This is a genomic window from Amycolatopsis taiwanensis DSM 45107, assembly GCF_000519205.1.
Taxonomy (GTDB): Bacteria; Actinomycetota; Actinomycetes; order Mycobacteriales; family Pseudonocardiaceae; genus Amycolatopsis_E; species Amycolatopsis_E taiwanensis.
This window is the reverse complement of record NZ_JAFB01000008.1, coordinates 121,361-133,423: the sequence shown is the minus strand read 5'-3', so window position 1 is coordinate 133,423 and position 12,063 is coordinate 121,361. Positions and strand designations below refer to the sequence as shown.

Annotated in this window: 12 protein-coding genes; 6 read left to right on the top strand and 6 right to left on the bottom strand. The window is 69.9% G+C overall.

Features of this window, described 5'->3' with window-relative positions; genetic code table 11:
• Positions 1–41 precede the first annotated feature (41 nt).
• Complete coding sequence (locus A3CU_RS0107505) at positions 42–572, top strand: NUDIX hydrolase (RefSeq protein WP_043840746.1); 531 nt, start codon at positions 42–44, stop codon at positions 570–572.
• Here A3CU_RS0107505 and A3CU_RS0107500 read toward each other — a convergent pair.
• The 4 genes from A3CU_RS0107500 to arc all read right to left on the bottom strand — a co-directional run bounded on the left by A3CU_RS0107500 (position 569) and on the right by arc (position 4,765).
• Positions 569–1,174: a hypothetical protein gene (locus A3CU_RS0107500; RefSeq protein WP_043840745.1), complete on the bottom strand. Its 606-nt coding sequence runs from the start codon at positions 1,172–1,174 to the stop codon at positions 569–571. The genes A3CU_RS0107505 and A3CU_RS0107500 overlap by 4 nt on opposite strands.
• A gap of 74 nt (positions 1,175–1,248) precedes the next feature.
• Positions 1,249–2,178 (bottom strand): aldo/keto reductase, encoded by a 930-nt coding sequence (locus A3CU_RS0107495; protein WP_027941772.1) that lies wholly within the window; start codon positions 2,176–2,178, stop codon positions 1,249–1,251.
• A 202-nt stretch (positions 2,179–2,380) separates the two neighbouring features.
• Positions 2,381–2,722, bottom strand: coding sequence for a hypothetical protein (locus A3CU_RS0107490; RefSeq protein WP_027941771.1), 342 nt, complete (start codon positions 2,720–2,722; stop codon positions 2,381–2,383).
• Between the two features lie 225 nt (positions 2,723–2,947).
• A complete protein-coding gene (arc, locus tag A3CU_RS0107485) occupies positions 2,948–4,765 on the bottom strand; it encodes a proteasome ATPase (RefSeq protein ID WP_027941770.1) in 1,818 nt (605 codons plus the stop codon).
• A 453-nt stretch (positions 4,766–5,218) separates the two neighbouring features.
• Here arc and A3CU_RS43775 point away from each other — a divergent pair, with 453 nt between their 5' ends.
• On the top strand, positions 5,219–5,992 hold the full coding sequence (locus A3CU_RS43775; protein WP_052371525.1) for a hypothetical protein: 774 nt from the start codon (positions 5,219–5,221) through the stop codon (positions 5,990–5,992).
• Positions 5,993–6,017: 25 nt separating this feature from the next.
• Positions 6,018–6,686: a hypothetical protein gene (locus A3CU_RS49675; protein WP_052371524.1), complete on the top strand. Its 669-nt coding sequence runs from the start codon at positions 6,018–6,020 to the stop codon at positions 6,684–6,686.
• A gap of 45 nt (positions 6,687–6,731) precedes the next feature.
• Here the strand turns inward: A3CU_RS49675 and A3CU_RS0107470 are convergent, their stop codons facing one another.
• Complete coding sequence (locus A3CU_RS0107470) at positions 6,732–7,556, bottom strand: tRNA (adenine-N1)-methyltransferase (RefSeq protein WP_027941769.1); 825 nt, start codon at positions 7,554–7,556, stop codon at positions 6,732–6,734.
• Between the two features lie 125 nt (positions 7,557–7,681).
• Entirely contained in the window at positions 7,682–8,827 is a 1,146-nt protein-coding gene (locus tag A3CU_RS0107465; RefSeq protein WP_052371523.1) for a site-2 protease family protein, read from the bottom strand.
• 181 nt (positions 8,828–9,008) lie between these two features.
• On the opposite strand from A3CU_RS0107465, the gene A3CU_RS0107460 reads away from it, so the two are divergent.
• From A3CU_RS0107460 to A3CU_RS0107450, 3 genes are all read left to right on the top strand, one after another.
• Positions 9,009–9,884 (top strand): RecB family exonuclease, encoded by an 876-nt coding sequence (locus A3CU_RS0107460; protein WP_027941767.1) that lies wholly within the window; start codon positions 9,009–9,011, stop codon positions 9,882–9,884.
• Between the two features lie 143 nt (positions 9,885–10,027).
• Complete coding sequence (locus A3CU_RS0107455; RefSeq protein ID WP_027941766.1) at positions 10,028–10,810, top strand: thioesterase family protein; 783 nt, start codon at positions 10,028–10,030, stop codon at positions 10,808–10,810.
• A 107-nt stretch (positions 10,811–10,917) separates the two neighbouring features.
• Complete coding sequence (locus A3CU_RS0107450; RefSeq protein WP_027941765.1) at positions 10,918–11,847, top strand: ParA family protein; 930 nt, start codon at positions 10,918–10,920, stop codon at positions 11,845–11,847.
• The last annotated feature ends 216 nt before the right edge of the window (positions 11,848–12,063 follow it).

The window sequence follows — 12,063 nt, the reverse complement described above, 5'->3', positions numbered from 1 at the left end:
GTCGACCGGACCGGCCGGGTGTCCCCGGTAGCCTGGCTGTCATGTCCGCTGGTGAGCTGGTCGCGGTGTATGACGCCGACGGCACCGTGGTCGGCAGCGCGACCCGCGGCGAGGTCCGGGCGAACGGGCTCTGGCACGCCGCCGCGTCCGTGCTGGTTCGTTCGCTCGACGGCGAAAGCGTCTACGTCCACCTGCGCTCGCCGGACAAGGACGTCTTCCCGAGCATGTACGACTGCTGGGCGGGCGGCGTCGTCGCGGCGGGCGAGACCCCGGCCGAATGCGCCCGCCGGGAGTTGGCCGAGGAACTCGGGATCGGTGGCGTGCGGCTGGAACCGCTGTTCACGCACGTGTTCTGCGAGCCCCCGATCCGCTGCCACAACTACACGTTCGAAACCCGCTGGGACGGGCCGATCACGCACCAGCCCGAGGAGATCGTGTCCGGTCGCTGGATGCCGCTGTCCGAACTCGAGCGGTGGGCGGCCGAGGAGGCCGCTCCGCTGATCCCCGACGGCCGCGTCGGCATCCTGGAGTGGTTCCGGCGCCACCGCTCCCGAGTTTTCCCGCGCCCCTAGTCCTTGGGAAGCCGGCCGGCGGCGATCTGGACGAGGCTGCGGACCGCGTCGGAGGCGCGGGCGGGCGTGCTCGCGGTGACCTGCAGGCCGGACAGCACGTGCCCGCGGGCGAGCAACACCGTGCACGTGGTGGCCTCGCACCAGCCACGCACCATCTCCGCGCCCGCGGGCAAGGCCACGCCCATGTTGAGCTGATTGCCTCCGCACCGCACCTGAGCCAGTACGTCCGTCGCCTGCTTGTCGAGATACCCCGTTACCTGCTGCGTCAGCGTCGAACCGCTGTTGTAGACCCAACTCGCACTGCGCGGGTCACCGGACGGGACGGCGTCGAAGCACGCGCCGTTCGCTGGGCGCGTCGTCGCCGCGTGCGCGCCCTGGTGCACGAGGTCCTGCGCGGTCAGCACCGCGGCGGACACCTGCTGCGCGATCTCGGCGGCAGCGCTGGTGGTCGAGCCCGTCTCGGGTTGCGCCGCCTCCGAAGGCGAGGCCTGGACCGGTTCCGCGGTCGTCGACGGAGAGCTGCCCGGCTGGTCGTAGTAGGTCTCGAGATTGTTGGGGCGGTTCCCGCAACCGGTCACGCCAGCCAACACGACCGCCGCCATGATCAAAACCCGCCCGGCTCGCAACTGATCGGTCCTCCGCTGACTCGTTTGGGCGCAGAGACTAGTCGAAGCGATCATTGCCAGTGCAGCGAGGATCTCCGAGTCCAGTATTGGCCCGGTTGCTCGGCGAGCGCGGCGAGCGCACGCAGTTCCGCCGGGGTCAGCTCGAGCGTGGTGGCGGCGAGATTGCCGGCCAGCTGCGCCGGGCTGGCCGGGCCGATCAGCACCACGTCCGCCCACGACCGCGCGAGCACGGCCGCCACCGCGACCGCGTCGGGCCCGACGCCGTGCCGCCTGGCGATCCGAGTCACCTCGTCCGGAGCGCGGGCCACCAGCCGGCCGTTGGCCAGGGTTTCCTTCACCAGCACCAGGTTCCCGGCCGCGTGGGCATCGGCGAGTGCGCGCCCGGCCGACGGCTCCAGCACGTTCCACGTCGACTGCACAGCCGTGAAGACCGGGCGGCCGGCGACCTCGAGGTCGAACGCCCGCCGGATGACGCTCGCCTGATGCGGGCCGGACGTGGAAAACCCGACACGCACGCCGTCGTCGGTGAGGGCGGCCAGTGCGCGCAGCAGCGGCTCGTCGGTGAACAGTGGGCTGTCCTCGGTGAGCGAGTGCACCTGGTAGAGGTTGATGGCCGAACCCAGCAGGTCGCGGCTTTCGGTCCACTGGCGGGAAAATCCGCTCGCGGAGTGTTCCTTGACCTCGTGCATGGTCGCGTCCAGCCGCCAGCCGCCGACGTAGGTGTAGCCCCACTTGCTGGACACCGTCACGTCGGTGTGCCCGCGCTCGGCCAACCAGCCCGCCAGGAAATCTTCGGCCCGGCCGTAGGAGCGGGCGACGTCCACCCACCGCACGCCCGCCCGGTACGCGGCGTCGAGCACGGCCCAGGTGGCCTGCCGCATCGCGGCCACGCTCCGGTCGCCGGGAAGCACGTTCGTCCTTCCCAGGTTGATGTAGGCGGGTCTGCCCAGCGCGGCCAGACCGAGTCCGATGACGGTCATTCAAGGTCCGTGTTCGTGCTCCGGCGAGTGGAAGACACGCCGCCGAAGGCCTCGCGAACGCGGCTGCAGGCCACCGGCCTCCTCGGCCGGATGCGCATTGCCAGGTCACGGTCCGTGGACGCGTTCGTCGATCGCGCGTCTTGAACAACACAGCTGGTCAGCGGATCTTCCCTTTCTCTTCCAGGCCCCGCCGTATAGGACGTTATACGGAAGCCCGTTCGCGCAGGATTTCCAACCACTGCTGCGAGTTGAGCGCCTGACGATGCAGCTTCTCCAGCCGCGCGGCCGGGGCACGCACGTAGCCCTTGCCGAACACGGGCGCGATCTGGCGCAGGCTCGCCCCCTCCTCGCGGGCCGCCAGCAGCGCCCAGTCGGACGCGTCGGCACACGCCGCCGAGGCCCGCCTGAGCTCCCCCAGCACCGCGATCAGGTCGTCCGCACTCACCGCGCCGGCACGCACCGCCTCCGCGGTCTCCTCCAGCCAGGCCAGCACGTTCGCGGCCGTGATGGGCGCTCGCGGGCGGAGGGGTTCGGGTTCAGTCACACCGAAAGTATAGCCCGTTATACACCTAAGAGCAAAAGACACGCCGGTGCCGGCTGGGCGCTACGCCCGAACCGGCACCGGCGCGGGGGTCCAGGGGGCTTGCCCCCTGGCCGGGGTCTGGGGGCTGGGCCCCCGGTGTCACAGCGGAGAGATCATGGCGCCCTCCGCGAGCACACCCCACCTAATCTCGAAGCGAGCACACCTCACCGAATCTCGAGCCCTTACCTACAGGTACTGACCGGTGTTCGTGGCCGTGTCGATGACCCGGCCGGAGTCCTGGTTCTTGCCGGTGACGAGCGTGCGGATGTAGACGATCCGCTCACCCTTCTTGCCGGAGATCCGGGCCCAGTCGTCCGGGTTCGTCGTGTTGGGCAGGTCCTCGTTCTCGGCGAACTCGTCGACGATCGCGTCCAGCAGGTGCTGCACACGCAGGCCGGGCTGCTTGGTCTCCAGCACCGACTTGATCGCCGACTTCTTCGCCCGGTCCACGATGTTCTGGATCATCGCGCCCGAGTTGAAGTCACGGAAGTAGAGGACTTCCTTGTCGCCGTTGGCGTAGGTGACCTCGAGGAACCGGTTCTCGTCGGTCTCCTCGTACATCCGCTCGACGGTGTGCTGGATCATCGCGTCGATCGTGGCCTTGGTGTCCCCGCCGAACTCGGTGAGGTCGTCGGCATGGATCGGCAGGCCCGGCGTCAGGTACTTGGAGAAGATGTCCTTCGCACCTTCGGCGTCCGGACGCTCGATCTTGATCTTCACGTCCAGCCGACCTGGCCGCAGGATCGCCGGGTCGATCATGTCCTCGCGGTTGGAGGCGCCGATGACGATGACGTTCTCCAACCCCTCGACGCCGTCGATCTCCGACAGCAACTGCGGCACGATCGTGGTCTCCACGTCGGAAGACACCCCGCTACCCCGGGTACGGAAGATCGATTCCATCTCGTCGAAGAACACGATCACCGGGGTGCCGTCGGAGGCCTTCTCCCGGGCTCGCTGGAAGATCAGGCGGATGTGCCGCTCGGTCTCCCCGACGAACTTGTTGAGCAGCTCCGGGCCCTTGATGTTCAGGAAGAACGACTTGGCCTCCAAGGAGCCAGTGGCGTCATCCTTGTTGCCCCTGGCCTCGGCGACCTTCTTCGCCAGCGAGTTGGCCACCGCCTTGGCGATCAGCGTCTTGCCGCAGCCGGGCGGGCCGTAGAGCAGGACGCCCTTGGGCGGGCGCAGCTCGTACTCGCGGTAAAGGTCGGCGTGCAGGAACGGCAGCTCGACCGCGTCACGGATCTGCTCGATCTGCCGGCCGAGGCCACCGATGTCCTCGTATCGCACATCCGGCACCTCTTCCAGCACCAGGTCCTCGACCTCGGCCTTGGGCACCCGCTCATAGGCGTACCCGGCCTTGGCATCGACCAGCAGCGAGTCGCCCGGCTTGAGCGGCTGCTCGGCGAGCGGGTCGGCCAGCCAGACCACGCGCTCCTCGTCGGCATGCCCCACGACCAGGGCACGGGCGCAGTCGCCGTCCGTCGTCGCGAGAACCTCACGCAGCGCACACACCTCGCCGGTGCGTTCGAAGTCGCCGCCCTCCACAACGGTGAGCGCTTCGTTGAGGCGCAGCGCCTGGCCACGCTGCAGGGACTCGACGTCCACGGCCGGCGACACGGACACGCGCATCTTGCGCCCGGCCGTGAACACATCGACCGTGTTGTCGTCGTAGGCACCCACGAACACGCCATAGCCGCTCGGCGGTTGGGCCAGCCGGTCGACCTCCTCACGGAGCGCAAGCAACTGCCCACGCGCCTCCCGTAAGGTTTCGACCAGCTTGCTGTTTCGCTCGGTGAGCTGGGCAATGCGCTCGGAGGCTTCCGCGAGGCGCTGTTCCAGCACTCGGCTCTGGCGGGGTGAGTCGGTCAATTTCCTCCGCAGCAGCGCCACTTCCTCTTCCAGGAAACGCAGCTGCCGCGCCTGTTCGTCCGGCGTCGTTCCAGCTCCAGTCGTCTCTGTCGGGTCGGCTTCTTCATGCCGACCTCCGGGAAGGTCGTGTTGCATGTCGGCACCTCCTCGGAGTGCTTTTCATCCACGGTACCGGCGATCACCGACAAAAAAAGACCTAACCGCATCACAGGATCGGCGCGTCGCACCAAAAGCCGGAACGAATCGGTAACGCAAGCGCCCCTCACGGTGCACGACGCATCGGTGACCGAACTACGCAAAGTAGAGAGCCGGTGACCGCGCGCCGGAAACTGGGCCGTTCGGGAGACACCCACGTCACCACCGCCGAACCAAGGCTCCACACCGACGTTCATCACAGCTACTTCCCTTACACCACGCTTTCAAACCAGGGTGAGTGCACGGTGGACCGCGGCAGCCCGCCACGCGGCGCTACCATCCACGACCGGTCCACGAGGTTTGCCGGTTTCCGGCCCGCATCGTGGCCAGACCGAGCGCCGCCGACACACGTCCGAGCGGAGCACCCTGATCCGACCAATGGGGGTAACACACATGACCTATCCGCCGACCGGACCCTACGGGCAGTCATCGCCCTCCGGTTCGCCGAACAACCCCGGCTCCTGGGGGCAGCCGCCTTCGGGCCCCTACGGCGGGCAGCCGACGCCGGCCGGCGGCTTCGGTCAGGGTGGCACCCAGCAGTTCGGTCAAGCCGATCCCTGGGGGCAGCAGCAGGGCGGCCCCCAGCAGTTCGGTCAGCCGGACCCCTGGGGCCAGCAGGGCGGCTACCCGGGTGGTGAGCCGCCCAAGAAGAAGACCGGCCTGATCATCGGCGCCGTGGTGGCCGTGGTGCTGCTGGTCGGCGGCGGCATCACCGCCGCCCTGCTCCTGACCGGCAAGGACGACAACAACAACGCCGCCCCACCGGCGAACAGCACCCCCACACCCAGCAGCCAGCCCGTCGGCTCCAGCTCGGCCTCGAGCAGCAAGAAGAGCACGTCGTCCTCGACGTCCTCGTCGTCCTCGAGCGGTACCGGGGCGTCCAGCCCGGATGCCGTCGCGCAGGGGATCGTCGACTCGATCAACTCGAGGAACATCACCCAGTACTCGAACCTGATGTGCACCAAGATGTCGGCCGCCGACATGGACGAGTTGCAGGCCGCATGGGACGCCGACCCGACCCTCCACGCGAGCCTGAACGGGACACCGACGGTCACTGGTTCCGAGGCCAGCGTCCGCGTGAGCGTGACCTTCCAGGGAGAAACCAACACGCCCAAGCTGCCCATGGTGCAGAAGGGATCGACCTGGTGCGCCGACATCAACGAGTGACCAACCCGCGAAGGGGTGAACACCCATGACCTACCCCCCGCCGCAACCCGGCCGGCCCGGCCCGTACGGACCGCAGGATCCCTACGGCAACCAAGGCCAGTGGGGGCAGCAACAGCCGGGTGGCGGATACCCGCCCGGCGGGTTCCAGCCACCGCCGGGCCGGCCCGGTCCCCGGGGCCAGCAGAGTCCCTACCCCGGCTACCCGGGTGGTGAGCCGCCCAAGAAGAAGACCGGCCTGATCATCGGCGCCGTGGTGGCCGTGGTGCTGCTCGTCGGCGGCGGCATCACCGCCCTGCTCCTGACCGGCAAGGACGACAACAACGCCGCCCCACCGGCGAACAGCACCTCCACACCCGCACCCAGCAGCCGGCCCGCCGGCTCCAGCTCGGCCTCGAGCAGCGCCGGGACGTCGAGCCCGGAAGCGCTGCAAGCGGCGGTCATCGACGCCTACAACAGCAGGGACGTCCAGCGGTTCCAGCCGCTGATGTGCGGGACGATGTCCTCGTCGACCATGCAAAGCCTGCAGGACATGATGGACCAGGTCCCGGACCAGGTTGTCTATTCCGCCGCCGAGCCTCCGGAGATCAACGGCAGCACCGGCACCCTCCACCTGAGGGCCGAAGGGGCCGGCCGTCACGCGGACTTCCCGCTGCCCGTCACCAAATCGGGCGGCAACTGGTGCGTGACCAACTAGGCGAGCCGGAGCCGCCCGTTCCGGACCGACACCGGAACGGGCGGCTCAGCCGCGGCTCGGCCGGCGCTGGGGCCGTGGCGGCGTGACACCCTCGGCGAGCCGGCGGGTGGTGAGCAGGAACGCGGTGTGCGCGACCATCCGGTGCTCCGGCCGCACCGCCAGACCCACCACGTGCCACGGCCGCATCAGGGTCTCCCACGACTCCGGTTCGGTCCAGCACCGCTGCTCGCGGATCGCCTCGGTGACCGTGGACAGCTGCGTCACGGTCGCGACGTAGACCACCAGGACCCCACCGGGCACGAGGTTCTCGTAGACGGTGGGCAGCACCTCCCAGGGCGCCAGCATGTCCAGCACCACGCGGTCCACTTCGCCACGGTGCGTGGCCAGGTCGGCCACCCGCAGGGTCCAGTTCTCCGGCCTGCCCTGGAAGAACCGTTCGACGTTGCGCTCGGCGTGCTCGGCGTGGTCCGCACGGACCTCGTAGGACAGCACGCTGCCCGCCGGACCCACGGCGCGCAGGAGCGAGCAGGTCAGCGCGCCCGAACCGGCACCCGCCTCCAGCACCCGCGCGCCCGGGAAGATGTCGCCCCACATCACGATCTGTGCGGCGTCCTTCGGGTAGATCACCTGCGCGCCGCGGGGCATGGACAGCACGTAGTCGGCAAGCCTCGGCCGGAGCGCCAGGTAGTGGGTGCCGCCCGCGGAGGTGATCACGCTGCCCTCGGACAGGCCGATGATGTCGTCGTGCCGCAACGCGCCGCGGTGGGTATGGAACTCCTCCCCCTCGGCCAGGACCACGGTGTGGTTCCGGCCCTTCGGATCGGTCAGCCGTACCCGGTCTCCGGCGCGAAACGGACCGCTGCCTGACAACCTGCCACCCTCCGTGATCGCCGGCCTCCTCGCGAAGCCGTACCCGGGGCACGCGATCGCCCAGGTGGCGGATCGTGGCCCGGCGGCAAGGTTACTGAGGTCTCGCGCGGCGGCTGACGCGGACCTCAGCGAGGCCGGCGGGCCAGCGCTGCGCGCAGGTCTTCCCGTCGCAGCACGCCGGCGGGCCGTCCCTCGTCGTCGACGACCAGAAACTGCCACGCCGGGGTTTCCCGTACCCGCTCCGCGATCTCCTCACCGGACTCGGAGGTCAGCAGCACCGTCTCCGCGCGAATCCGTTCGGCCGCGAACTCGGCCGGCGCGTGCGGCGAACTCGCCGCCAGTCGTTGCGCCTCCGCCTCGTCCAGCAGCCCGGCCGCCACTCCGTCGGCCCGCACCAGCACCACCCCACGGCCGGCGGAGGCGGCCAGCGCGTCGGACACCGGGCTTTCCGCGGGCAACTGGAGCACCGGCCGCACCAGGTCGGTGATCACCAGGCCCGCCGGCCAGCTGCGGTTGCCCTCCGCGGACAGCTCGTCGCCCGCGCCGGAGGCGACGAACCACGCGGTGACCGCGCACACACCGAGGCGCAGCCAGCGGTCGGGGCTGCCGGAAGCCAGGCCCAGAACGGCCCACACCACCAGTCCGGCCGCGACCGCGCCGCCGCCGAACACCGCCGCCCTGGTCCCCCTGGCCCGGGCCCCGGTGAGCGCCCACACCCCGGCCCGCAGCATCCGCCCGCCGTCCAGCGGCAGGCCGGGCAGCAGGTTGAAGACACCGACGGCGAGGTTCGCGACCGCGCACTCGACCACGAGGAGCCACGCGACACCACCGGCGGGGACCGCGAGCAGCAGCAGCCCGCAGAAGGCGGCGAGGAAGATCGACACGGCCGGCCCGGCGACGGCGACCAGCCCTTCGTGCCGGGGCTCGCGCGGGCTCCGGGCCACCTCGGACACCCCGCCCAGCAGGAACAGCCGGAGCCGGCGCACCGGAATACCCAGGCGCAGCGCGGCGACACAGTGTCCGAGCTCGTGCGCGAGCACTGACACCCCGAGCAGCAGGGCCGAGGCGATCGACAGGATCCACGACGTGGCCACGCTCGCGTCCGGCAACATCTGGCTCACCATCGGCTCGTACAGCACGATCACGATCAGTGATCCGATGGCCCAGGAGGGCGCCAGGAGCACGGGCACGTCCTGGACCCGGAACAGCAGCAGACCACCGTCCGCGGTGGTGAACACCCGCCTCGGCTGCCGCTGACTGGTGGTGGCCATGTAGCACAGCGTAGAGGGACGGCTGTGGGAATCCCGTGACGCGCCACCTGTGCGCACCACGACAAGGGGACAACCCGCAGGCGGCGCCCGGGTCGCACTCGGAGACGATACAGGCCATGCCCCGAGGAGTCCGGCGCATGTCTGGACAGGAAGTGTCGGTGCACTGCCATAGAGTGCGGGCATGACGCAGACGGCAACGGCAGATCCCCGGCTCGGTGCGCGCCGCCCCGCGCTGTCCCCGTCGCGTGCCAGCGATTTCAAGCAATGTCCGTTGCTCTACCGGTTCCGCGCGGTGGACCGGTTGCCCGAACTGCCGACCAAGGCCCAGCTTCGCGGCACACTGGTGCATTCCGTGCTGGAGCGGCTGTTCGCGCTGCCGCAGCCGGACCGGCTGCCGCACCGCGCCAAGTCGTTGCTGGAACCGGTCTGGACCGAGCTGTCCGCGCAGAACCCGGACTGGGCCGGGCTGTTCGGCGACGAGGAGCCGGCCGACGTGGCGGAATGGCTTGGTGGCGCCGAAAAGCTGCTGGACTCCTACTTCGCGCTGGAGGATCCGCGCCGGTTCGACCCCGAGGCATGCGAGCTGCACGTGGAGATCGAGCTGACTTCCGGCGTGCGGCTGCGCGGTTACGTGGACCGGCTGGACGTCGCCCCCACCGGCGAGTTGCGCGTGGTCGACTACAAGACCGGCGCCGCGCCACGGGAAATCGGCGAGGCGAAGGCGATGTTCCAGATGAAGTTCTACGCCGTGGTGCTCTGGCGGCTGCGCGGAATCGTGCCACGCCAGCTCAAGCTGATGTACCTCACGGACGGGCAGTCGCTGGCCTACACACCGGACGAGCCGGAGCTGCGCCGGTTCGAACGGACCCTGGAGGCCATCTGGGAGGCCATCCTGCGGGCCGGGAAGACCGGCGACTTCCGCCCCAACAAGAGCCGGTTGTGCGACTGGTGCGCGCACCAGTCCCGGTGCCCGTCCTTCGGCGGCACGCCGCCGGACTATCCCGGTTGGCCGGAGCCCGATCCCGGGGAGGAGACTCCGTTGGACCGCGCGGACTGAAACGATGTCGTCCGGAGTCGCGACCCCAGGCCACGGCCTCCGGTGGGGCTCAGCCCCCACACCCCGGCCGGGGGCAAACCCCCAAACCACTGCGTCCGGTGGGGCCCAGCCCCCAGACCCCCTTGAAAGGCGAATCGCTGGCGATGGTTGAAAGCGCTTTCTACCTGCCCCGGGGCGAGGGCCGGTTCCTCGCCACCGCACACACCGAGGGACCGTGGGACCCGCGTGCCCAGCATTTCGGGCCCCCTTCGGCGTTGCTGGTGCGCGCGCTGGAAAACCTGGCCACGGACCGGAAGAGCGCGCTGGCCAGGGTGACCGTGGAAATCCTCGGCCCGGCGCCGTTGACCGAACTCACCGTGCATGCCGGGGTAGTGCGGCCCGGGCGGTCCGTTGAGCTGCTGACCGCGGAACTGACCGCCGGTCACCGGCCGGTCGCGCGCGCCTCCGCCTGGCGGTTCGTCACGTCCGACACCGAATCGGCCGCCACGCCCAGCCCCGGCGCCCTGCCCGCGCCGGAGGACTGCCCGCCCGCGGACTGGCCGCAAGACTGGGAAATGGGCGGGTACCTGCATGCGATGGAATGGCGGGGCGTCTCGGGCAGCCCGGCCGGTCACGGCGCGGCGGCCGTGTGGGCGCGGCAGCTCGTGCAGCTGGTCGAGGGCGAGGAGCCGAGCCCGCTGCAGCGGCTGTTCACGGTCGCCGACTCCGGCAACGGAGTGTCGAGTCGTCTCGATCCGCGGGACTGGACGTTCCTCAACAGCGAGCTGACCGTGCACCTCCAGCGCCCGCCCGCCGGGGAATGGATCGGTATCGATGGGGACACTGTCATCGGGCCGCACGGGGTCGGTACCGCGCACAGCACCCTGCATGACCTGGGCGGACCGGTCGCCTTCGGTGCGCAGGCGCTGCTGGTCCGGCGCCGGTGAGGAGAGCGAACCGCATTTACCGCGAGGAAAAAAGGCGGACACCAGGGTGTCCCAGCCGAACCTGATCCACTAACCTTGCCCGCAACAACGAACCTGGGAGCGCTGGAGTGCAGATCACCTCGGTGGTCAACCAGAAGGGCGGCGTAGGCAAGACCGCGCTGAGCGTCGGCACCGCCGCCGCGCTCGCCGAGCGCGGATGCCGGGTGCTGCTCATCGACCTGGACCCGCAGGGACACGCCACGACCGAGATGCTCGGGCTCGCCGAGGCACCCGCGCAGGCGCCGAGCCTGGCCAAGGCCCTCACCAAGGCGTGGAAGGGCCCGATCGAGGAACTGGTCGTTCCGCACCCGCGCAGCAACGTCGGCTCCGGCGGCGCCTTCGACATCATCCCGACCTCGCCCGGCATGTTCGACCTGATCCGCCGCCTCGGCGCGTTCCGGGTGCCGGGCTGGCAGCTGGCCAGGGTCATCCAGTTCGCCAACTACGATCACGTGGTCATCGACTGCCCGCCGGCGCTGGACGTGCTGACCAACAACGCACTGGCCACCACGCACGGCATCCTCGTCCCGGTCCAGCCCGACCGGACCAGCATCCGCGCCCTGCGGCTGCTCAACGATCAGCTGGCGTACGTGGAGCAGGCGGTCAAGCGCACCCCGATCCCGTACTTCGGTGTGGTGCCCGGGCTTTACCGTCGACCGATGTCCACCTACGCCACCGAGGCGCTCGACGAGCTGGCCAGATTCGGCTATCCGCTGCTGCCACACGTTCCGCTCGGGGTGGTGATGAACGAGGCGGCCGCGCACGGCACGCCGGTGACCACGTTCGCGCCGGAAACCACGCAAGCGGCGGCATTCCGGCAGATCGCGGAGATCGTCGACGGCCATCGCGCGCAACAGCCCGCGCCGGTGCCGGTGCCGATCGCGGACGAGTTCGTGTTCGAGGACTTCATCTCCGACGTCGCCCGCACCCGCAACGCCAACGACAACGGCGCCCGCAAAGGTCTCTACGACCTGCTACCCAAACGCCCCCACCACTAGTTTCCAGAGTGGCTTGGGCTTGCCTGGCGGTACGGGTGGCGAAACCTGCACACACGCCATGCACGGCCCCGCGGTTAGTCGCCAGGCGTCTGCCAGTAATGTTGCGGTACGAACCGCGTGCCGCCGCTCAGGAGGTGAGATCCATCAACGCCAGTCAGGCCGGGTGCTCTCACCGCCGTCCCGCACGCTGAGGGGCGAGAGCGCCCATCGACCTTT

Bases quoted from the DNA above. Each gene is read 5' to 3' on its own strand.
- arc (WP_027941770.1), bottom strand. From the start codon at position 4,765: ATGCAACACGACCTTCCCGGAGGTCGGCATGAAGAAGCCGACCCGACA.
- A3CU_RS0107505 (WP_043840746.1), top strand. From the start codon at position 42: ATGTCCGCTGGTGAGCTGGTCGCGGTGTATGACGCCGACGGCACCGTG.
- A3CU_RS0107460 (WP_027941767.1), top strand. From the start codon at position 9,009: ATGACGCAGACGGCAACGGCAGATCCCCGGCTCGGTGCGCGCCGCCCC.
- A3CU_RS0107500 (WP_043840745.1), bottom strand. From the start codon at position 1,174: ATGGCGGCGGTCGTGTTGGCTGGCGTGACCGGTTGCGGGAACCGCCCC.
- A3CU_RS49675 (WP_052371524.1), top strand. From the start codon at position 6,018: ATGACCTACCCCCCGCCGCAACCCGGCCGGCCCGGCCCGTACGGACCG.
- A3CU_RS0107495 (WP_027941772.1), bottom strand. From the start codon at position 2,178: ATGACCGTCATCGGACTCGGTCTGGCCGCGCTGGGCAGACCCGCCTAC.
- A3CU_RS0107465 (WP_052371523.1), bottom strand. From the start codon at position 8,827: ATGGCCACCACCAGTCAGCGGCAGCCGAGGCGGGTGTTCACCACCGCG.
- A3CU_RS43775 (WP_052371525.1), top strand. From the start codon at position 5,219: ATGACCTATCCGCCGACCGGACCCTACGGGCAGTCATCGCCCTCCGGT.
- A3CU_RS0107455 (WP_027941766.1), top strand. From the start codon at position 10,028: ATGGTTGAAAGCGCTTTCTACCTGCCCCGGGGCGAGGGCCGGTTCCTC.